This window comes from Sanguibacter sp. Z6_81, assembly GCF_057180625.1.
Window position 1 is genome coordinate 160,560 of the sequence record NZ_JBXUFV010000003.1, and the last position, 21,874, is coordinate 182,433.

Consider the following 21,874-nt stretch of genomic DNA (forward strand, 5'->3'; position numbering starts at 1 on the left):
TCCATGACAGGAACGTCCTGGGAGCCCGTGCCCGCGCTGGCGCTCCGAGGGCTGACCAAACGGTTCGGTGAGAAGGTCGCCGTCGCGGGTGTCTCCCTCGACGTCCCCCGTGGGTCCTTCTACGGGGTCGTCGGTCCCAACGGGGCCGGGAAGACGACCATGCTCTCGATGGCGACCGGCCTGCTCCGACCGGACGCCGGTACCGCTGCCGTCCTGGGTGTCGACCTGTGGTCCAACCTCCACGAGGTCAAGCGGACGCTCGGCATCCTCCCCGACGGGCTCAACGTGTTCGACCGGCTCACCGGTGAGCAGTTCGTCACGTACGCGGGCCTCCTGCGCGGGATGGACCGCGCGACGGTCCGGGAACGCACCCATGACCTCCTCCACGCGCTCGGCCTCCACGGGTCGGCGGACACCCTCGTCGTCGACTACTCGGCGGGCATGACGAAGAAGGCCATGCTCGCCGCCGCGCTCATCCATGCTCCGAGCGTGCTCGTGCTCGACGAGCCCTTCGAGTCCGTGGACCCCGTCTCCTCCGCGCACATCCGCGAGATCCTCACCGGCTACGTCCGCACGGGCGGGACGGTGATCGTCTCCTCCCACGCGATGGACCTCGTGCAGCGCATGTGCGACCACGTCGCGGTCGTCGCCGACGGTCAGGTGCGCGCCGCGGGCACGGTCGAGGAGGTTCGTGCCGGCAGGACCCTGGAGGACCGGTTCGTCGAGCTCGTCGGTGGAGGCCCGGTCGCGGGAGGGCTCCCGTGGTTGCGCACCTCGTAAGCCTCAAGCTCGTCATGCTCGGCAACGCGCTGCGGCGCAGCGTCTGGCAGGTCATCGGGCTCGTCGTCGCCCTGCTGTACGCCACGACGGTGTTCGCCGCGCTCCTGCGTGGCCTCGCCTACCTCGGGCGACGGGACGTCACGCTCGCGGCGACCATCGTCGTCTTCGCGGGGAGTCTCCTCGTGCTCGGCTGGTGGTTCCTGCCACTCGTGGCGTTCGGTGTCGACTCCACGCTCGATCCGCACCGGTTCGCGCTCTACGGGATCCGCCGCAAGGACCTCCTGCTCGGCCTCGCGGCGGCTGCGCTCGTCGGCGTGCCCGGCCTCGTCACGGTCCTCGTGAGCGTCGGCAGCGCGCTCGTGTGGCGGCGGTCGCCAGCAGCGGCGCTCGCCGCTCTCGTGTGCTCGGTCGTCGCCGTCGCGACGTGCGTCGTGGGGTCGAGGGCGACGACGACGCTGCTGGCACCGTTGCGCACGTCCCGGCGTTTCCGTGAGGTCACCGGGGTGCTCGTGCTCGTGCCGGTGCTCGCTCTCGCGCCCGTGATGTCGTGGGCGTCCGGTGAGCTGGAGACCGACCGGGTGACGCTCGCGCAGGCGGGGGAGATCGTGTCGTGGATGCCCTTCGCGGCGGTGTGGGCGGTCCCGGGCAACATCGCCACCGGCCAGCCCTGGCTCGCGCTCGCGCACTTCTGCGCCGCGGTCGCGACCCTGGGGGTGCTCACGCTCCTGTGGGGGTGGGCGCTCGGACGCGTCGTCGTCTCGCCCCCCGGGCGGGACGGGAGCGGGCAGCGCGTGCGCGGCCTTGGTCTGTTCCGCGCCCTGCCGTCCGGGCCCGCGTGGAGCGTCGCTGCCCGGTGCCTCACGTACTGGTTGCGGGACCCCAGGTACGCGAGCTCGCTCGCCGTCGTGCCGTTCCTGCCGTTCCTCTTCGAGTTCCTCGACCCGGGCAGCGGCGTGGTGCTCCTGCTCCTGCCGCCGGTGACGGCCTTCCTCCTCGGGTGGATCATCTCGGCCGACGTCGCGTACGACCACAGCGCTTTCTGGTTGCACGTCGCGGCAGGGATCCGCGGGCAGGCAGACCGGGTGGGGAGGGTGCTCGCTGCTGGCGCCGTCGGGCTGCCGGTGACGCTCGTCTTCGTCGTCGGCGTGTGCTGGTACACCGACCGGTGGGCCGATCTCCCGGCGCTGCTCGGTGTGAGCGTCGGGGTGCTGCTGTCGGCGTTCGGACTGTCGAGCATCGTCTCGGCGCGCTTCGTCTACCCGGTTCCCCGCCCCGGGGACGGGCCGTTCAGCACACCGCAGGGGTCTGCGGTCGCGAGCCTCGCGATCCAGTCGGGCGGGTGGCTCGTGCTCTTCGTCCTCGTACTGCCCGAGGTCGTCCTCGGGGTGATCGCGATCGTCACCTCGAACGCGATCGTGGGCTGGGCCGCGTGTGCCGTGGGGCTCACCCTGTCCTCGGTGTGCCTCGTGGCGGGGGTGCGTCTCGGTGGGCGCGTGTACGACTCCCGGTCCGCCGAGCTCCTGCAGCAGGTGCTCGCGACGCGCTGAGGCGGGCCGCCTCTCGAGGTGGGCCACGTAGACTCGTGTCCCGTGGCTCTCACTATTGGTATCGCCGGACTACCCAACGTCGGCAAGTCGACCCTGTTCAACGCGCTGACCCGGGCGCAGGTGCTCGCCGCGAACTACCCGTTCGCGACGATCGAGCCCAACGTGGGCGTCGTCCCGCTGCCCGACCCCCGCCTGGAGAAGCTCGCGGAGATCTTCGGCTCCGAGCGGATCCTGCCCGCGACCGTGTCGTTCGTCGACATCGCCGGGATCGTGCGGGGCGCGAGCGAGGGCGAGGGCCTGGGCAACAAGTTCCTCGCGAACATCCGCGAGGCGGACGCCATCTGCCAGGTGACGCGCGCGTTCGCGGACCCCGACGTCGTGCACGTCGACGGCAAGGTCTCCCCGAAGGACGACATCGAGACCATCAACACCGAGCTCATCCTCGCGGACCTCCAGACGCTCGAGAAGACGGTCCCGCGCCTCGAGAAGGAGGTGCGGATCAAGAAGGGCGACCCCGCGCTGCTCGCCGCAGCCCAGGGCGCCCAGGCCCTCCTCGAGGAGGGCACCACGCTCTTCGCCGGCGCCGCGAAGGCCAAGCTCGACCTCGAGCAGCTCGCGTCGCTGCAGCTCATGACGGCCAAGCCGTTCATCTACGTCTTCAACACCGACGACACCGGGCTCGCGGACACCGCGTTCCAGGACGAGCTCCGCGCTCTCGTCGCCCCCGCCCAGGCGATCTTCCTCGACGCGAAGTTCGAGTCCGAGCTCGTCGAGCTCGAGCCCGACGAGGCGGCGGAGATGCTCGCCGACTCCGGCATCGCGGAGCCGGGGCTCGACCAGCTCGCCCGCGTCGGCTTCGAGACCCTCGGCCTGCAGACGTACCTCACCGCCGGCCCCAAGGAGTCGCGCGCCTGGACGATCCACAAGGGCTGGACCGCGCCCCAGGCCGCCGGCGTCATCCACACCGACTTCGAGCGCGGCTTCATCAAGGCCGAGGTCATCAGCTTCGACGACCTCGTCGAGGCCGGATCCATCGCGGCCGCCCGCAGCGCGGGCAAGGCCCGCATCGAGGGCAAGGACTACGTCATGCAGGACGGCGACGTCGTGGAGTTCCGCTTCAACGTCTAGAAGCGCGGAATCACGTCCTTTTGATTAGTTCTTGACACAGATTGCATGCGTCAAACCGCTCTCTGTGTCACACCTGTGTCATCGATCGACACCTCTCGTTCGGCCATGCCGGTCTCGCAGAACCATGGTCGCTCCCGGCCCGTCTGATCGCGCATCTCGTCATCGCCGTGTTCGTGTACTTGCCTACTGCGCCGAAGCTGCGAAGCTTGTGCATGATCTTGTCTGTGCCCTTGACGGTCGGCATGAGTCCGGACTGCGCGAAGGGCTGATCTTCGCGGTCGATGACGACGGAGCAAGCCTCTACATCTGCGTCGGGGAACTTGCCGGAGAACCAGAGGCGGAGCGCATTTCGCTCAGTGATCCGTGATCCGTGGTCCGATGTAGTCGCCTACGGTCTTCGTCACGGTCGGCTCGGTGCTGAGCTCAGCGACCTCCGGTAGCGCTTCGATTGTCTGAATGGAAGTCCCTGATTGCCTCCAACGGCTTGTGATGGATTGCGCCCTGGGTGGTGCACGCGCGAGATGCCATATCAAAGCCTGGGGGAACTCATGGGGGCAATGGTGGGGGAGCATACGGGCGAACTGGTCGGTCTGAGAGGTGGGCCGTGGGCCGATTTGCTTGCACCACCCGAATGTCGGAGATTTCGCGATTAGATCAACCGTGAACTATGCGAAACATGTTTGGATCTACACCCTGTAGAACAAACCTTCCTCCTCCCACCATTGGATAGTTCCGCAGCCTCGAGTCCGCCCAGTCCTGCCGTCAGCCTTCCAACAGGCCTGTCCCAGGATTTCAGCCAGACTCCCTCCTCCTCAGTAGCAGCCTCAGCCTCAGCCTCAGCCTCAGTTCCGCTCCAGCTCCACGCAGTTCCGCTCCGCGGTCTCAGCTCCAGCAATGGTGTCGCACTCCGGCTGAGCTAGTTCCGGGCGCGGTGATGTGACACCACAGCATCAGCAGGATCGGGCGGCATGGTGTGACATCACGGCTCGGGCTCAGCGGGAGCCATATCCGTAGGCTTGAGGCTATGAGCGCAGTCGCCGGTTTCCATCCATGACCGAGATTCCAGGTGCGGCCAAATCCCCGGCGGGAAGAGGGCCATCTGAGCAGCTCCTATGGCATCTACCTTTCGAAGGTCCGAGACGGCGAGTTTCCTGAGAGCCTTCTCGTCGTCTTCGTGGACATGCCGTTGGATGCCGAGCTTACGAGCCGCGCTGAGGCGCCCGATCTTTGGGAGGATCAGCGCCCGACTGCCCCGCCTTCTTCCTCCATCTCATCCATCGTGTTCGCTCCGCTGGATCGCTGTACTCAGCAGAGACGATGGGACACCTTGAGGAGCGTTTGGCACCGTTCCTGCCACCCGGCGAGAAGCGTGGCGGGACCAGTGGTGTGACACCACAGTGAGCCGAGCGCTCAGTTACCGATACGGCTCTGATGCCTGGACCGTCATTAACGGCACGGCGGCCGCTAACGGCTACATCACTCACAGTCTCGTGACAGACCGCTACCTCACGCCCAGCGTGCCCCAGGGCGCGCGCTCGTTCGAGATGACATTCACTGCCAGCAACGGCACCAACCTCTCGTGGACGATCCCCGCCGATCGATTCCGCGAGATCATCGGTGGGATGATCACTGACGACAACGGTGAACCAGTACTCGACGCTGACAGCAACTACACCTATGAGCGGCCGTACTACGGCGGCTATTTAGACCGCGGTTTCGCCGGTGATCAGATCCTTGGTCTCGACGGCACCTGGCGCGGCGTCAACACACCCAACGCCTAAACAGCACCGGAAGAGAGCGCCCCAGCCGATCGGCCGGGGCGCTCTTTTTGTTCATCATCGGATCGCCGCCCTTCTGCATGTGCCGGGGATGCTGAGATCGCAGTCTGAGCCCGCCCGCTACAGCATCGATGACCCCGACGCTCCAGGCGGCCTCCCAGCGCGTAGCCTGCGCCCTCGGACTGTTTCCGTCGCTCCTGCATCATCCATGCGCGACCGCTGTTCTATGGGCACAGGTCAGCTTCTAGGCCCGTGTCCTAACTGCGCCGATATGAGCTCCGACATCGGAGGCATCGTGGCATCAGCAGCAATCTTCATCACTCCCCAAGGACGGGCAAGTGGCAGCGCTGCGTGGCTGTCCATTCTTGCCGCTACGGCGCCCACCGGAGCATGCTCGAACCTGCGCAGGCTGGAGGCGCGGAGCTGTGAACCAACGGCCACGGTCAGACGCAGGCGATCTCGCCGCTTCTCGGCGGCGTATTCACGGTGGGCACAGCCAAGCGGAAGCAGAGCTTCCGGGAGGATGGCACCATGCTGCCGGCCGCCATGGCCCGACAGCGACGCAATCGACTGAGGAAGATCCTTGCTACAGCGGGGCGCGCATCCAAGCGTGGAGCGAAGCGGCAGCCCAACCGGACAGCGAGTAGGGCGAAGTGGGTAGCTCGAGATGCGGTTGCTGGGGTGGTGGGGGGCTGTCGGCCATCTGCTGACGGTCAGCGCCGATGCCGTCGCTGCTGAGCTCCGGACTCTCGGAGCCGAGTTCGATGAGGAGTGGGAGGCTCAGATCGCCGTCTTCGGTGAGCTCTGGAATCCTCCAGCGGCGGACCGCTGACCGCTCGCGTGTGCTCGGCTGCGTTCTAGGGCACTTTCTGCGGAGCCACGCACATGCTGACCGCCCGGCTCAGCTATGGGCTTAGGGGGGGGAGTGGTCTGGTCCATGGGTGATCAGCTGGGGATGTGCGACACCTCGATCCATCGCGGGTCGGGCTGTGACCACCGCGATCCCGCCTGAGACTGCGATCTAAGGCGCTCGGAGCGACCTCGTGGACATGCTCATTATGCGGGGGCGTCGGCGCGTAGGTGGGCAGCTAGCGCTCGGTGTCCTCGATCTCGTCGAGAGGCTCTTCGACGACCGCCAGCTCGATGTTCTCTGCCCCCTCCGACTTCTCGGCACGGTGCCCAGGCTTCGTGAGCTCCAGGCTCGCCAGATGCTTCTGGAGCCGCTTCGACATGGGCAGGAAGGTGGCGAGCGTAAGGCCACCGGAGAGCACTGCGCCGACGAATGGGATTGCCTTCGCGATCCCGTTCGCGAAGATCGTCTTAGACATCTCCGCCCCAAGGCGGCCCGCCACCTTCTTCACGATGGGGTAGATGGCTCCCTTGGTGAGCGCCTGCTGGGGAAGCTTCTTGGCCACATTGGCGGCGATCATGCCTGCGGCTTTCGACACGCCGCCCTGCGCGAGCTGGACGCCGAACATGACGCCCACGAAGAGGATCAGCATGCTCTCTGTGGCCTCGTCCAGCTCCTTCCCGTCCCCGCCGAAGAGATCGGGCCAACCGTAGATGTACGCGAGCTTCTGCGAGATCCGGAGCATGTGGCCCATGTATTGGGCGAGATCGGCGGGAACGGTGCCGATCATCGCGAGCCCGCCGGGAATGCCCGCAAGAGTCGAGAGGCCGGTGACCTTCCCCGTCTCGTTGCTGATCGAGGTGTTGGCGATCTCGGTGATGATCTTGAGCGAGATGCCTGCTGACGCGGGATTCGTCGCGATCGCTTGCTCGATTTGCTCCTCGGTGCAGTGGCGCCTGAGTGCTGTTCGAAGATAGCTCGTTCGATTGATCCTGACGCCGGGCAGCCTCGCGGCGGCGTCGATCACCTGGGAGAACTTCGTTCCAGGGTCTTGGACCTCTCGGGCTTCAGCCATGGGCTCATGGTAGCCGCCGCTTCCGACACGACATGCCTGACACCGAAGCGATGCCGAAAGATGCCGATTGATACCAAGCCTAAAACTTCGGTATCAAGCTATATCCCCGATCTCATCGATGCTCTGGCCTGTTTTCTCTGCTTTTGATACCGAGATACCGAAAAAGTCAAAACCTGTAGGAGGTTACGGGAGTCGCTTCCCTAGAGCTGAGCAGCTTCCAGAGCGTTCGGTATCAGGATCTCGGCTCGTAGGCAGAAACCCCGATCTCATCGAGGCTCAAGGCTGTCTGCCCGTATCGCTGGTAGGCCGTGAGAATGGGCAGGAAGCCCGATCTCGCCGATGCTGTAGCGGGTTGATACCGAAGTTTTAGGTTCGGTATCAAGCGGCATCACTTCGGTATCAGGATGCGGTCGCAGACGGTACTGAGTATGGCTGGGGGATTAGGCCCACATTCATATAAGAGTCCTACACCGGGCAGGTGGAGCTGGGTCTGGTCGCCTGAGCATACGGCTCGGAGTAGTGGGTTGAGTTGAGTTGGGTTCGTGTTCCTGTTCCTGCTTCCTCCCCACCGCTCCGGGTCGTTCTTCGTTGTTTGGCCGTTTTGATATACATCTCAATCCGCTCGACCAGGCGGGGGAAGCAAACACGAATCCGGAGGACACATGTCCGACTACGCCGCATGGAGCTCCACGGCTACACCTACTCTCACCCAGAGGCGGGTGGGCCAGCAACGAGCTGAGGGACGCCTACAAGCGCAGGTGGCGCGAGACGCAGGCCGCGAGCAACATCATCTGGGCCAAGCGACGCAAGGACTGCGTCCCCGTTGGGCGTGGTGTCGGGTTCTACTTCCGCAATGTGACCGAGCCCATCGTCTTCGGCGTCAAGGGATCGATGCGAACGCTGGCTCCAGCTCGCTCGACCGTGAACATGCTGGAGACGCGGAAGCGAGAGCACAGCCGGAAGCCCGACGAGCAGTACGACCTGATCGAATCCTGTTCACCTGGCCCTTACCGTGAGATGTATGCCCCGATACAAGCGACCTGGGTGGAGCGCCTGGGGCAACGAGGCTGACGAGACGGTTGAGCCGAAGGGGCAGGCGCAGCGCGGATTTGGCGATGGAGAGATCACGCACCTCCCGACTCTGGCTCCCAACGAGCGCATGAGTGGATGGCTGTCGGATCGAGTTGCTCGCATTCTCGTCGAGGAGTACCAGTCGGGAGCCTCGGTTCAGCACCTGGCCGACTCGTCGGGCTACTCGATCGCGCGAGTCCGAGCTCTACTGGAAAAGGGCGGAGTCGAGTTCCGTCGGCGTGGCCGCCCGATCCGAGTGCCGCAGGCAGTCGACGCGTAGACGCTACTCGTCTTCTTCGAGATCGCTCGTAGCGTCCTCAAGGTCACCGATGCTCGCGGTTGGGAAGAGTCGCTCCGCCAGTCGCGTGACATGGCCTCCGTCGGTGTGGTTCTGGGCGACACGGGCGATCTCGGCATCGAGGTCGACGGGCGGCTCGTAGCAGCGAGTCGTGATCGCAATGGCGAGGATCGGACACCCTCCGCCGTCGCCGGGCTTCACTCGGGTGACGAGTTTCTCGAAGTTGGAAGTTGTGCTGGTTCCGAGAGGGTCGATCGGCGTCTTGTGGAGGCGCTCAGTCCGCTCGGGTGAAACCGACTGGGCCTCGTTGAGCTCCTTCGCACGGGAGATCGTGTCGCTCCACAGCCCGCGCATGCCGGTCTCGCGTCGAACGACCAAGATGCCGAGGTCGAGCACACCCGCCTCGTAGAGACTGCGGAAGTTCGAGAAGTCCCGGTCGAGGTTGCCATCCTTGGGATTCCACTCGACATCGGGCCCGATTCGGCCTTTCGCATTGTCGATCTGGTGGCCTTCGTACTCGCTTACGCTCTCGCGAACAGTTTTGGACTTCTCGCCTGCCAGGAACAGTGGTTCGTCGACTGCAAGCACTGCAAGCGTGGGGTGCCGCCTGACGCTCTCCAAGGAACTTTGGCCTGTGCCATGGCGGAGCGTCCCGCTGTCGTTTCTGTTCATCGCTTCCGGCTACCTCTCCAATGGTGCAAAGGACTGGCTTGCCGACTACGAGCGGACCAACCGGCCACCCTTCCGCATCCGGGTCCGGATCTGGGAGAAGCCTCAGCTCGTCAAGCTCGTGGGCGAAGATGCCGCGCACCAGTGAGCGTGCCTTCTGCTGCTGTCCCCGTAAATGAGTTGGATAGATCGATCCCACCAATCTCTGCCGGTGACACATGCTTGACGGGTCGATCCCGTAAGGGTCGGTGAGCTTCTTGCCAAAATAGAAATACTGGTCGTAGGTTCTGCGCGACCAGTTTCTCCGGTGAGCTGCGAGCCAGTTGGCCACGGCTTCGCTGACGGTGGGCTGCTCGTCGTTCGGTCCCCAGCCCGGCACATACTCGCCGCTCGGCATCCGGGCCTTGCTCTCGGCGTTGTCTCTCGTGCTGCCGCCGCTGGTGGTCTTGCGTCTGCCGGTGGCTCGATCCACACACACGATCCGCCAAGATCGGTAAGCCTCTGTGGACTCGTAGATCGTCGCTGTCGTGCCTACTACCGGAATCCCGCTCGCCATGGACGATGCCCCTCGTGATCGCTGTGTCAGACCATTGTGTCAAATCGATACGATCGGGCCTGCGACTCCAGCCCAAACTGGGGATTTAGCCGATGGAAAATACGACACGCACCGAGTTCCGCTTCACCGTCTAGACCCCAGCATCACGTGACCCGGCCGTGCCTCGAGTCGCGACTCCCGCCTGACGCGGGCCAGGGAGCCTGTGGCATCTCACCGGCGGGAACCGAGAACACAGCCTGTCCGGGGGAACAACCCCGGCCCCGATCGCTTAGCTGCTGCTGACGCCGAGAGCCTTGCCGATCGTGGAGTCGTCGCCGAGGACGTCGAGGATGCACGCGGCGAGGTCAGCGCGGGGGATGGAACCGCCCAGCGTCCCTTCGCTCGCGGCGTCGAGCGCATGCCACGAGCCCGTCGGCGGCTTGTTCGTGAGTCCGGTCGGGCGCACGAGGGTCCAGTCCAGGCCGGAGGAGGTCACGGCAGCTTCTTGCTCGTTGTGGTCAGCCAACGGCTTGGCGAGGAGCGCCTTGGTGATCAGCCGGAGGGGCGCGGGCATCTGCGAGCCGGAGTCGCCAGCGCCCAGGGAGGACTGGGCGACGAGCCTGCGGACGCCGGCGTCGTGCATGGCAGCGATGACGGTCCGGGTGACGGCCGCGCGGTGGTCGGACACGCCCTTGGCGCCGCCCACGGTGATGACGACGGCGTCGGCTCCGGCGACGGCCCGGGATGCTGCGGCCAGGTCGCGAGCGTCCCCGGTGACCGCCCGGACGCCCGCCGGTGCGGTGCCGCTGCGTGAGAGGACGGTGACCTCGTGCCCGGCGTCGTGAGCGAGCGTGGCAAGGAGGGCTCCTGTGCCCTGCGAGCCGCCGATGATCGTGATCTTCACGGGGTCCTCTCGAGTGGCCGGAAGGAGGTGATACCTCAGGCCATTCTATGCGCCGTCCGGCCGCCACCGATCGGACATCACGCGCCTTCCCGGCGATGCTCGGAGCTGCGGCTCCCTCAGAAGAGGGGCCAGGGCACCGCTGGCATCCCGCCAGCGGGAGCCGGAAACCGCCCTGCCAGGCGCAACCTCGAGCAGCGAGCAGCGAGCGATGCGATCTCGTCGGCGCTGAGCAGGTCCGCCAGGCTCCTTCCCAGGTCACCGTGCAGCCCTTCGCTGACACGATCGATGCCGTCACGTTCCTCGGTGGTCAGTGCCTCTCCGAGCCATCCCCACAGGACGGTGCGCACCTTGTGGTCACGGTGGAAGGTGAGCCCGTGGTCCACGCCGTGCCGGCGGCCGTCCGTCATGGCAAGGATGTGGTCACCCTTGCGGTCGGCGTTGTTGACGATGAGATCGAACACAGCCATGCGCCTGAGCGCGGGCGAGTCCTCGTGCACGAGGGTGACCCTCCGTCCGGTCTCGTCCTGTCCTTCGAGGACAGGCTTCCAACCTGCCGTCGGCACGTCGTCCGTCGCGACGAGGTCGACGGCGCTGTGGTCGGGGTCCTGCTCCTGCCAGAGCTGCACCATTCCTTCGCCCAAGGGCCCGTCGCGCAGCCAGGTGTGCGGTACCACGTCCCAGCCGAGAGCTTGGGAGACCTGGTAGGCGGCCACCTCCCGGTGCGCGAGCGGGCCGTCGGGAAAGTCCCACAGCGGACTCTCGCCGGCAATGGGCTTGTAGACGACGACCACGGCGCCGATGGTGCCGAGAAACGTCGCGTTGGAGGCCGTCCTGATGCGGCCGGTGATCGTCAGCTGCGCCGTCACCAGGTCCGTCGCCGACATCAGTCCTCGGGAGGGGCGCAGACGTGCCCGTCGGAGTCCATGGGCTGTCCGCAGAGCGGGCAGGCCGGGCGCCCGGCGCCGACGATCTCCAGGGTGCGCTTGGCGAATGCGCGGGCGGTGCCCACCGGAAGTCGCACCAGCAGCATCTCGGTGTCATGCGCGCCGTCCTCATCAGGCGAGTCACCGTCGTCGGCATCGTCGTCCGTGAGGGCGTAGGCCTCGATGACGACCTGAGCCGTGCTCGGGTCCCAGCCCAGGCTCATGGCGCCGGTGCGGAATTGCTCCTGGACGGCCTCGAGCTGGTCGTTGTCGACGAGCTCGGGAGGCGTACCCGTGGGAACGCTGAAGGGATTGCCCTCGATGGTCATGAGCTGGTCGAGGATCTCGTTGATGTTCTCCGCGAGCAGAGCCGACTGCTGCTTCTCGAGGGCGACGCTCACCAGCCGTGTCCCTGAGCGCACCTGGAGGTAGAACGTGCGCGCCCCCGGAAGGCCGATGGTGCCGATGACGGCCCGATCAGGCCAGTCGAACTCGTGGACGCGTGTGGGCATGTCAGGATCCTAGGCTCATGCGATTCACGGCGCCTTGTGCCCTGCGCCGCCACCCACCGGCGCATCCCCGGACGGGATGCCCTTCGACAGCCACGAGAGATCACCCGCGTCGGTGTTGATCGCGTGGACACTCGGCCGGCTGGCGCCGTAGCGCACGACCGAGACGGATGCGGGGCCCACGGTGATGCGCTGGAACAGGTCGAGGTGCATGCCGAGCGCGTCGGCGAGTATCGACTTGATGACGTCGCCGTGGCTGACCGCGACCCACACGGCCTCGGGCCCGTGCTCGGCTTCGACCGCTGCGTCGTGGCGACGGATCGCTGCCACCGAGCGAGCCTGCATCGCGGCCATGGATTCACCGCCGGGAAAGATGACGGCGGAGGGGTGCGACTGCACCAGCGGCCACAGGTCCTCGGTCGCGAGCTCGGAGAGCGTGCGGCCCTGCCACTGGCCGTAGTCGCATTCGGTGAGATCGAGATCGATCGGTGCGTATGGCGTGCCCGCCTGGCGATCGAGGATGTGCTGGGCGGTCTGCCGACACCGCTCGAGGGGGCTCGACACCACCGCGACAAGGGGAACGGCTGCGAGCCGGTCTCCGGCGAGAGCCGCCTGGCCGCGCCCGATCTCGTCCAGGCTGATGCCGGCGGCCCTCCCGGCAAGCAGCCCCGTGGCATTTGCTGTGGTGCGGCCGTGCCGCACGAGAAGAGCTGTCGCCATCCAGCCAGCCTAACCACGCGGGCGACGGCCGTCCGATCGCACCGTGGCGCGGGCGAGCGCCGGACGACGACGTTCCCGGAAGGCGACCTGCGGCAACGTCTTCTGGCAGGTCGGCAGGTCGGCAGGGCAGCCAGCTCCCGCGGACGACTCCGCCGCCCGCCGTGGCCATCGCCCATGAGGCCGCTGCCACCGCGCCGGCGACCACCGGACTCGGAAGCAGGTTCCGCGGGTGAATCTCACGCGTGTGCCGCTGATGTCCGAGATAACGGCTGCGGCGATGCGTATGGTCGCCTCTATTCACAGCGAGCTTGACCCCGGCAGCCGGGGAAGACTGGGGGGTGCTTCCATGGGGAGCGACGAGATCAGACACGCACGAATGCACGATCGAGCCCCGTCACGGGTGCGGGTGCCGGTCAGAGGAGCGCTCGCTCTGGCTGCAGCGGGCGTGCTCCTCCTGGGCACGCAACCGGCCTATGCGATCGGCACCGCCGTCGACCTCGGCACTGCTCAGTCGTACGCGGTCCTCGCCGGGCAGTCCGTGACGAACACCGGACCGAGCCGCCTCGCTGGCGACCTCGGAGTGAGTCCAGGCACGGCGATCAGTGGCTTCCCGCCGGGCCTCACCGCGGGGGTCGAGCATCGGACGGACGCTCATGCGCTCCAGGCCCAGGCCGATCTCGTCATCGCGTACGACGATGCCGCCGGCCAAGCGCCCGACGCCACCGTCGCCGGAGACATCGGCGGCACGACGATGCTGGCAGGTGTGTACAACGCCGCCGACTCTCTCGGGCTCACCGGGACGCTGACGTTGGACGCCGAAGGTGACCCGAACGCGGTCTTCATCTTCCAGATCGGGTCGACCCTGACCACGGCGTCCGACAGCACCGTCGAGCTCATCAACGGAGCAACCAGCTGCAACGTCTTCTGGCAGGTCGGCAGCTCCGCGACGCTCGGGACGGACACGACCTTCGTCGGCAACATCTTGGCCCTGACCTCGATCACGGCCAACACCGGAGCGACGGTCGAGGGCCGTGCCCTGGCACGCGACGGATCTGTCACCCTCGATACCAACACGTTCACCCGCGGTGCGTGCGAGCCAGCGCTGCTGCCCGACGAGCCGGAGGAAGCTCCGGTCGATCCCGACGAGCCGCCGGCTGTGCCGGAGGACCCGACCGGGCCAGGCGTACCGACCGTGCCGGAGGACCCGACCGGGCCGGGCGTACCGACCGGGCCCGGCGACCCGACCGTGCCGCCGGCCGAGCCCGTCGTGCCCGTGCAACCGCCCGTCGGTCCGATCGTCCCGGGCGGTCCATCGGGCACGCCGCCGGTCGACCTCACCACTCCGCCGGGACGAACGCCACCGGCGCTGGCGGTCACCGGGCCCACGATGACCGCGCCGATCCTCGTGGCCGCCGCGTCCATACTCGTGGGGGCGGGAGTCGTCATCGGCACGCGTCGCTGCGGGCTGCGATGAGAACGGCCTCCACAGCCGACAGGTGATCAAGGGGTACGCGGAGTCGACGACCCGTGGGAACGACGACGCACCGGACCGATCACGGTGAAGCCGTAGCCCGCAGTCTCCCTGCTGGACGTGGCACAGTCCCTCTCCCAGAGATCGCGGGATGGACGTCGTCGAGACAGGCGTACAATAATCGCGGCGAAACGCTTGGCGCTGCAGTCGCAGCTCACGCGGGCGTCGTGGGACAGGACCGCGTATCTCGTGTGCGGTGTTCCGGGCACGAGGATATGCGGGGGAGTTCCGCGCCGACGTCTCGCCGCCCTCACCCACAGGAGATGTGTTTCAGATGGCTCACGCCCACAGCCCCGTCGATGGCCCACCCGCAGTCGGCGCCTCGTCGGGCCGCCCCGCCCCGTCGGCCCAGGGCTCGGTCGAGCAGGTCGTCGCGCGGGCAGCGCTCGACCTCGTGAACGACCTCACCGGGACCGACGGCCCGTTGCAGCCCGGCAGCCTCAACTTCTCGCGGGCGTCGCTCGACCGGCTGGACGAGGTGCTGCAGGCGCTGCACGAGCAGCGTGCGGCGGCCGAGCTCGGTACCGCTCCGGTCGCCGCGGACATCCGGAACGCGTTCGCGTCGTATGTCGGCGAGGTCGCTCGCAAGGAGTTCGGAGGGCGATACGTCGCCGGCGACAAGGACGACCCGTTCTGGCTCGTCGTCGGTCAGCCCGCCGTCGCGGTCCGGGTCGGTGTGTGTGGGCGGGTGGCCCGCAGGATCGTCGAGGGTCCCGAGGCGTCAATCATGGCGCTTCACGACAGCATCGCTCCGGCCGTGGCGACGGGGTCCGACGCCACCCTAACCTGACACTCTGCGCACTTCCGACAATCCCGCCCCAGACGTCCGTCTCAGAGTGTGACCATCAGGTGTCCAACGTTACCGACCAGTATCATCTCGGTAACGATCGCGCAGGACAGTGGTGATCTGGCTCTCGTGCCGGTTACCGCTGGGTACTTTTCTCGTACGCAACGATGCCGACGCCAACGCTGGCTGAGCGAGCCGATCCGGCTCCGACAGTCCGCGGCGCACGACTCATCCCATCCTTCAAGGAGGAACATTGAAGATCAGGCGCACTCATGCCGCGGTCGCCATGCTCGCTAGCGGCGCACTCGTGCTGTCAGCCTGCACCACGTCCGAGGACCCCGACGAGAGCTCGACGCCGTCGTCGTCCTCGTCGTCCTCCGGCGCTGCGGGCGAGCCCGACGGCACCGGCAAGGCGGACCTCGGCGAGGTCGTCACCGCTGACGACACCATCTCCTACACGCTGGGTGAGGACGAGTGGCTCGGCTACAACGACTTCACGCCTGAGACGTACTCGACGTACAACAGCGTCGTGAACGAGCGCATCATGGGCAGCTTCATGTACTTCGGTACGGACGGGGCTATCTACCAGAACGAGGAATACGGGACGTTCGAGCTCACGAGCGAAGACCCGATGACCGTCGAGTACACGCTCAACGAGGACGCGGTCTGGTCCGACGGCACGCCCATCGCCTACGAGGACTACCTCCTCGACTGGGCAGCGCAGGCGATGTCGGACGGCACCGACGAGGAAGGCAACCCCGTCCCGCTGTTCAACCACGTGGCAGGCCTGGACTTCGGTGAGCTCGTTCCCGAGGGCCCGACCGGTGAGGTCGGCGGAAAGACCTTCTCGTACGAGTACACGAACCCGTACCCGGACTACCAGCTCCAGGTCACGAGCGCGTTCCCCGCGCACATCGTCGCCGAGCAGGCCGGCATGACCGTCGAGGACCTCGTCCAGGCGATCCAGGACGCGGACGTCGAGGCGCTCCGTCCCGCCGCTGAGTTCTGGAACACCGGGTGGCTCTCGCCGAACCCGGGCGAGCTCCCGGACGAGGCGCTCACGCCGTCCTCGGGCCCGTACAAGCTGTCCTCCTGGGAGGCCGGCCAGTCCATCACCCTCGTCGCGAACGAGGACTACTGGGGCACGCCGCCCGCGACCAAGACCCTCGTCTACCGGTTCGTCGCGCCCGAGGCGCAGGTCCAGGCGCTGCAGAACGGTGACCTCAACATCATCGAGCCGCAGGCCACCGTCGACACCGTGGCGCAGCTCGAGGGCCTCGGCGACGCGATCACCATCGAGACCGACCAGAGCCTCACGTGGGAGCACCTCGACTTCAACTTCAAGAACGGTGTCTTCGCCGACAACCTCGCGCTGCGCGAGGCGTTCGCGATGTGCGTCCCGCGCCAGCAGATCGTCGACAACCTCATCGCTCCGGTGTCCGACGAAGCGAGCGTCATGAACGCCCGTGAGGTCTTCCCGTTCCAGGACGACTACGACACGATCGTGGAGGCCAGCTACGACGGCCGTTACGACGAGGTCGACCTCGACGGCGCCAAGGCGAAGATCGAGGAGGCCGGAGTTGCCGGCCCGATCACGGTCCGCATCGGCTACTCCGCTCCGAACCAGCGACGCACGGAGCAGGTCGCGCTCATCAAGTCCAGCTGTGACGAGGTCGGCTTCGACGTCCAGGACGTCGGCAACCCCGACTTCTTCGACCAGACCCTGCCGAACGGTGACTACGAGGTCGCGCTGTTCGCGTGGGCCGGCTCCGGCCAGATCGTCTCGGGCCAGAACATCTACTCCACCACCGGTGGCCAGAACTACGGCGGGTTCTCCAACGCCGAGGTCGACGCCGCCTGGGACGCGCTCTCCGCAACGCTCGACCGCGACGAGCAGCTCGAGCAGATCGAGACCATCGAGAAGGTCCTCTGGGACGAGCTCTACGGAATCCCGCTGTTCGCCCACCCGGGCGTGATCGCGTACGACTCCACGATCTCGAACGTCCGCTCCTCCTCGGCGCAGACCGCAGTGCCGTGGAACGCGGAGCAGTGGGTCCGCGCGTCCTGATCGCTCGAACGTCCATCACGTGAGTGAAGGGCCGACGGTCTACGGACCGTGAACTGCATCACACCGGGGTGGAGGCAGAACTGCTGCTTCCACCCCGGTGGCCGTCCGGAACCGATCCGCCATGACACCATGGTGTGGTTTCGCGCGCACTAGTGGGTGAAGCGCTCCGCTTCCCCAGAGCACTCGAAGGGTTCGTTCGTGGCCAAGTTCATCCTGCGTCGGCTGGGGCAGTCGTTCCTCGTCCTGATCGGCGGCTCGCTCCTCATGTTCGTCCTGACGATCAATGCAGGAGACCCGCTAGAAGATCTTCGTGAGTCGAACGCGAAGAACCGCGAGTACCTCATCCAGCAGCGCAAGCTCTTCATGGGGCTCGACGACCCGTGGTACGAGCGGTACTGGGACTGGCTGCGGGGCGTCGCAGGCTGCGTCACCGGCAACTGCGACCTTGGCACCAACATGAATGGTGTGAGCGTCAACAGCATGCTCGGGAACGCGGTGGGCTCGACCCTGCGTCTGGTCATCCTCGCGACGGTCCTGGCGATCGTCATCGGCATCCTGGTCGGGATCCTCACCGCGATCCGCCAGTACTCGGGCTTCGACTACGCCGTGACCTTCCTGGCGTTCCTCTTCTTCTCCCTGCCCGTGTTCTGGATGGCCGTCCTGCTCAAGGAGTACGGGGCCATCCGGTTCAACGACTGGATCGCGGATCCGACGTTCTCACCGCTGCAGATCGCGCTCACGGCGCTCGTCATCGGTGTCATCCTCCAGGCCGCGCTCGGCGGCCCTGTGCGCCGGCGACTCGCCACGGCGGGTGCCGCAGCGGTCGTGGTGGCCGGAGCGATGACGTACTTCTCGGCTGTCGAGTGGTTCCGCCGCCCGGCGCTCGGCATCGCGCTCGTCGTGCTCATCGGCGTCGGGTTCGCTCTGCTGCTGACGATGCTTCTCGCAGGACTGGGCAACCGCAGGGTGCTCTACGCGTCTCTCACCTCTGTCGCCGCCGGGGCGGTCGGGTACTTCGCCACCCTGGGTCTGCTCGAAGAGCCGAGCTGGGGGCTGCTCCTCGTCCTGGGACTCGTGACCCTGGCCGTCGGAGCGCTCATCGGATGGTTGTGGGGTGGCGAGTCGCGCAGGCTCGCGATGGGAATCTCGATCCCGACCTCGCTGTTCATGGGTGCTCTCATCATCGCGGACCACGCGATCTCGAGCTGGAGCGGGCTGCTGAGGCTCAAGTCCCGCCCGATCTCCACGATCGGCTCCTCGACGCCCAACTTCAAGGGCGACTTCTGGGAGTCGTTCCTCGACCAGGGCGCCCAGCTCCTCCTGCCGACGGTCGTCCTCACCCTCATCTCGGTCGCCTCCTACACCCGGTACACGCGGTCCTCGATGCTCGAGGTCCTCAACCAGGACTACGTGCGTACGGCGCGGTCCAAGGGGCTGTCGGAGCGGGTCGTCATCGTCAAGCACGCGTTCCGTAACGCCCTCATCCCCATCACCACCATCGTCGCCTTCGACTTCGCAGGGCTGATCGGCGGCGCGGTCATCACAGAGAAGGTCTTCGGGTGGAAGGGCATGGGAGAGCTCTTCCAGACGGGCCTGAACCACGTGGACCCCGCGCCCGTCATGGCGTTCTTCCTCGTGACGGGAAGCGCCGCCATCGTGATGAACCTCGTCGCGGACCTTGCCTACGCCGGTCTCGACCCACGGATCAGGCGGTGACGGGCATGACGTCACCACACCGTCCGTCCACGCCGAGGCCCCGCGCGACGACCACCGGAGAGCGCAATGACTGACCCGAACAAGCCTGCCGATCACGAAGGGCAGCCGACCCCGGCCGACGGGGGCATCGACCCGGTCGCCGCACACATGCACGTCAGCACGCAGATGCAACCAGGCGAGCAGAAGTCGTACAGCCAGACCCAGCTCGTCCTGCGCCGCTTCGTCCGCCACAAGGGCGCGATGGTCTCGCTCTTCTTCCTCGCCTTCGTCGCCGTGCTCGCCTTCACGTCGATCGGCATCGGGCCCATCCCCGGATGGTGGGACAAGGACTTCACCAAGGCGGCCAACGTCATCGACGGTGGCCGACCGACCATGCAGCTGTGGCCCTTCGCCATCGGTGAGCACCCGTTCGGGCAGGACTCGACGGGCAAGGACTACTTCGCGCTCGTCATGCGGGGCACGCAGATCTCCCTGATCGTCGCGTTCGCGGTCGGACTGATCTCCACCGTCATCGGCACCGTCATCGGTGCCCTCGCCGGGTACTTCCGGGGGTGGCTCGAGAACATCCTCATGCGCATGACCGACCTGTTCATCGTCATCCCGCTCCTCGTGCTCGCCGCGGTGCTCGGGAAGATGGCCGCCAGCTGGGGCGTGCTGGGCCTCGCGCTCGTGCTGGGCGTCGTCACGTGGACGGGCCTCGCGCGGCTCGTGCGTGGTGAGGTCCTCTCGCTGCGCGAACGAGAGTTCGTTGCCTCCGCGCGTGCGGTCGGCACGGGTCCCGGGCGCATCATCTTCCGGCACATCCTGCCCAACACGGTCGGGGTCATCATCGTCTCGGCCACGTTGAACATCGCTTCCGCGATCCTCCTCGAGACGTCGCTGAGCTTCCTCGGGTACGGCGTCCAGGCGCCGGACATCTCGCTGGGATCGCTCATCAGCACCTACCAGAACGCCTTCACCACCCGTCCGTGGCTGTTCTGGTTCCCCGGGTTGTTCATCCTGGCCATCGCCCTCACGGTGAACTTCATCGGCGACGGCCTCCGAGATGCGTTCGACCCACGTCAGAACAGGAACAAGGACTGATGAGCAGCACCGGCACCGCAGCACCCAGCACGACGTCCGTGCTCTCCTTCGCGGACCTCGACGTGAAGTTCGGCACCGAGTTCGGGACCGTGCACGCCGTCAAGGGGATCGATCTGGACGTCCGCGCGGGCGAGGTCCTCGCACTCGTGGGCGAGTCCGGGTCAGGCAAGTCCGTGACCTCCATGACCGCCCTCGGACTGCTCCCGCACAACGCGCGGGTCAGCGGGACGATCAGGGTCGGGGAGACGGTCGTCAACGACCTCGACGAGCGCGGCCTGCGCCGGATGCGCGGCAACGACGTCGCCATGGTGTTCCAGGAACCCATGACTGCGCTCAACCCCGTGCTCACCATCGGCGCGCAGCTGACCGAGGCGCTCGAGCTGCACGAGATCGCCTTCGGCAAGAAGGCCACCGCCCGGGCCGCTGAGCTGCTCCGCATGGTCGGGATCCCCGAGCCGGAGCGCAGGCTCAAGCAGTACCCGCACGAGCTGTCCGGTGGACAGCGTCAGCGTGTGGTCATCGCGATGGCCATCAGCTGCGACCCGAAGGTCATCATCGCCGACGAGCCCACGACGGCCCTCGACGTGACGGTCCAGGCCGACATCCTCGACCTGCTGCGGTCACTGACGGCGGAGCTCAACACCGGGATCCTGCTCATCACGCACAACATGGGCGTCGTCGCGGACATGGCTGACCGCGTCGCCGTGATGCTCAAGGGCGAGATCGTCGAGACCGGCACGGCGGACCAGGTCCTCAACCACCCGGAGCACCCGTACACCCGGCGCCTGCTGGGATCCGTCCCGCGCCTCGGCGCCGGACCCGGGCAGTTCGGGGCGCCTGTCGTCGAGTCGCCCGCAGGCGAGGGCGAGGTCGCCGCACTCTCGCTGGACAAGCTCGTCGTCGAGTATGCGCGCGTGGGCAAGACGCCCTTCCGCGCTGTCGACGACGTGACGTTTTCCGTGGGCGCCGGGGAGATCGTCGGGCTCGTGGGGGAGTCCGGTTCGGGGAAGTCGACGATCGCGCGCTGTGCCCTGGGCCTCATCCCCGCCGCCAGCGGATCCGTGTCGATCTTCGGGACGAGCTTCGGTGCGATGAAGCGCGCGGAGGCGAAAGCGCTGCGCAAGCGCATCGGCGTGGTGTTCCAGGACCCGGCCTCGTCGCTCAACCCGCGGTTCCCGATCGGGGACACCATCGCCGAGCCGCTCGTCGTGCACAAGGTGGGTGACCGCAAGTCGCAGCTCGCGAAGGTCTACGAGCTGCTCGACGCCGTCGAGCTCCCGCGTGCGACGGTCAACCGTTACCCGCACGAGCTGTCCGGCGGTCAGCGGCAGCGCGTGAGTATCGCCCGCGCGCTGACGCTCGACCCCGAGTTCCTCGTCGCGGACGAGCCGACCTCGGCACTGGACGTCTCGGTGCAGGCGAGCGTCCTCGCCATGTTCAGCGCGCTCCAGGAGCGCTACCGGTTCGGGTGCCTCTTCGTCAGCCACGACCTCGCCGTGATCGACATGCTCGCGCACCGGGTGATCGTGCTGCAGAACGGGAAGATCGTCGAGCAGGGGGCCCGTGAGGCCGTCCTGCTCGACCCGCAGGAGGAGTACACCCGTCGGCTGCTCGCTGCCGCACCCGTCCCGGAGCCGGGGGAGCAGCGCCGACGCCGCGAGGCGCGGCGCGCCCTGCTCACGAGCCTGGGTGAGGAGGTCTCCGACCTCCACCTGCCATCGGCGGAGCCCTTGCAGCGGGGGGCGAACCCGGACGGGCCGGACCCCACGACGCGGATCCTCGGAGGGCTCGGCGGCGGATGACCTCCTGGCGGTCGCTGTTCGCCTCTGACGAGGTGGGCGGCGCCCGTCCTCAGAGGGGATTGCGGTCGGGGGCGGCTGCGTCCGGTACGATCGCATAGGT

19 protein-coding genes are annotated in these 21,874 nt (G+C 66.9%); 13 read left to right on the forward strand and 6 right to left on the reverse strand.

The features are described from left to right. The first annotated feature begins 3 nt into the window (after nt 1-3). The 5 genes from AC2AXK_RS09095 (at nt 4) to AC2AXK_RS09115 (ending at nt 6,065) form a co-directional block, all read left to right on the forward strand. Entirely contained in the window at nt 4-780 is a 777-nt protein-coding gene (locus tag AC2AXK_RS09095) for an ABC transporter ATP-binding protein (RefSeq protein ID WP_484345053.1), read from the forward strand. Further along, nucleotides 762-2,327 (forward strand): hypothetical protein, encoded by a 1,566-nt coding sequence (locus AC2AXK_RS09100; RefSeq protein ID WP_484345054.1) that lies wholly within the window; start codon nt 762-764, stop codon nt 2,325-2,327. Before AC2AXK_RS09095 ends, AC2AXK_RS09100 begins: the two co-directional genes overlap by 19 nt. Nucleotides 2,328-2,369: 42 nt before the next feature. Next, the gene (gene ychF, locus AC2AXK_RS09105) at nt 2,370-3,455 is read left to right on the forward strand and encodes a redox-regulated ATPase YchF (protein WP_484345055.1); all 1,086 of its coding nucleotides are present in this window, start codon (nt 2,370-2,372) and stop codon (nt 3,453-3,455) included. Between the two features lie 1,397 nt (nt 3,456-4,852). Further along, nucleotides 4,853-5,236, forward strand: a complete 384-nt coding sequence (locus AC2AXK_RS09110; protein WP_484345056.1) for a hypothetical protein — start codon at nt 4,853-4,855, stop codon at nt 5,234-5,236. A gap of 664 nt (nt 5,237-5,900) precedes the next feature. Beyond that, entirely contained in the window at nt 5,901-6,065 is a 165-nt protein-coding gene (locus AC2AXK_RS09115; protein ID WP_484345057.1) for a hypothetical protein, read from the forward strand. A gap of 256 nt (nt 6,066-6,321) precedes the next feature. On the opposite strand, the gene AC2AXK_RS09120 is transcribed toward AC2AXK_RS09115, so the two are convergent. Then, entirely contained in the window at nt 6,322-7,158 is an 837-nt protein-coding gene (locus AC2AXK_RS09120; protein WP_484345058.1) for a hypothetical protein, read from the reverse strand. Nucleotides 7,159-7,746: 588 nt separating this feature from the next. Here AC2AXK_RS09120 and AC2AXK_RS09125 point away from each other — a divergent pair. Further along, nucleotides 7,747-8,229 (forward strand): MT-A70 family methyltransferase, encoded by a 483-nt coding sequence (locus AC2AXK_RS09125; protein ID WP_484345059.1) that lies wholly within the window; start codon nt 7,747-7,749, stop codon nt 8,227-8,229. An 88-nt stretch (nt 8,230-8,317) separates the two neighbouring features. After that, nucleotides 8,318-8,509 carry a helix-turn-helix domain-containing protein gene (locus AC2AXK_RS09130; RefSeq protein WP_484345401.1) on the forward strand — a complete coding sequence of 64 codons (192 nt, stop codon included), beginning with the start codon at nt 8,318-8,320 and terminating at the stop codon, nt 8,507-8,509. 3 nt (nt 8,510-8,512) lie between these two features. Here the strand turns inward: AC2AXK_RS09130 and AC2AXK_RS09135 are convergent, their stop codons facing one another. The 5 genes from AC2AXK_RS09135 to AC2AXK_RS09155 all read right to left on the reverse strand — a co-directional run bounded on the left by AC2AXK_RS09135 (nt 8,513) and on the right by AC2AXK_RS09155 (nt 12,787). Beyond that, entirely contained in the window at nt 8,513-9,199 is a 687-nt protein-coding gene (locus tag AC2AXK_RS09135; protein ID WP_484345060.1) for a BglII/BstYI family type II restriction endonuclease, read from the reverse strand. 821 nt (nt 9,200-10,020) lie between these two features. After that, nucleotides 10,021-10,635 carry an NAD(P)-dependent oxidoreductase gene (locus AC2AXK_RS09140; RefSeq protein ID WP_484345061.1) on the reverse strand — a complete coding sequence of 205 codons (615 nt, stop codon included), beginning with the start codon at nt 10,633-10,635 and terminating at the stop codon, nt 10,021-10,023. Between the two features lie 116 nt (nt 10,636-10,751). Beyond that, complete coding sequence (locus tag AC2AXK_RS09145) at nt 10,752-11,519, reverse strand: SCO1664 family protein (protein WP_484345062.1); 768 nt, start codon at nt 11,517-11,519, stop codon at nt 10,752-10,754. Further along, complete coding sequence (locus tag AC2AXK_RS09150; RefSeq protein WP_484345063.1) at nt 11,519-12,070, reverse strand: DUF3090 domain-containing protein; 552 nt, start codon at nt 12,068-12,070, stop codon at nt 11,519-11,521. The genes AC2AXK_RS09145 and AC2AXK_RS09150 overlap by 1 nt, the downstream gene beginning before the upstream one ends. Nucleotides 12,071-12,094: 24 nt before the next feature. Beyond that, on the reverse strand, nt 12,095-12,787 hold the full coding sequence (locus tag AC2AXK_RS09155) for a histidine phosphatase family protein (protein WP_484345064.1): 693 nt from the start codon (nt 12,785-12,787) through the stop codon (nt 12,095-12,097). 406 nt (nt 12,788-13,193) lie between these two features. Between AC2AXK_RS09155 and AC2AXK_RS09160 the strand changes: the two genes are divergently transcribed. From AC2AXK_RS09160 to AC2AXK_RS09185, 6 genes are all read left to right on the forward strand, one after another. Further along, nucleotides 13,194-14,261: an ice-binding family protein gene (locus AC2AXK_RS09160; RefSeq protein ID WP_484345065.1), complete on the forward strand. Its 1,068-nt coding sequence runs from the start codon at nt 13,194-13,196 to the stop codon at nt 14,259-14,261. A 331-nt stretch (nt 14,262-14,592) separates the two neighbouring features. Continuing rightward, a complete protein-coding gene (locus AC2AXK_RS09165; protein ID WP_484345066.1) occupies nt 14,593-15,108 on the forward strand; it encodes a hypothetical protein in 516 nt (171 codons plus the stop codon). 250 nt (nt 15,109-15,358) lie between these two features. Further along, on the forward strand, nt 15,359-17,173 hold the full coding sequence (locus AC2AXK_RS09170) for an ABC transporter family substrate-binding protein (RefSeq protein WP_484345067.1): 1,815 nt from the start codon (nt 15,359-15,361) through the stop codon (nt 17,171-17,173). Nucleotides 17,174-17,371: 198 nt separating this feature from the next. Then, the gene (locus tag AC2AXK_RS09175; RefSeq protein WP_484345068.1) at nt 17,372-18,889 is read left to right on the forward strand and encodes an ABC transporter permease; all 1,518 of its coding nucleotides are present in this window, start codon (nt 17,372-17,374) and stop codon (nt 18,887-18,889) included. 147 nt (nt 18,890-19,036) lie between these two features. After that, a complete protein-coding gene (locus tag AC2AXK_RS09180) occupies nt 19,037-19,972 on the forward strand; it encodes an ABC transporter permease (RefSeq protein ID WP_484345402.1) in 936 nt (311 codons plus the stop codon). After that, complete coding sequence (locus AC2AXK_RS09185) at nt 19,972-21,774, forward strand: ABC transporter ATP-binding protein (RefSeq protein WP_484345069.1); 1,803 nt, start codon at nt 19,972-19,974, stop codon at nt 21,772-21,774. The genes AC2AXK_RS09180 and AC2AXK_RS09185 overlap by 1 nt, the downstream gene beginning before the upstream one ends. Nucleotides 21,775-21,874 lie beyond the last annotated feature (100 nt).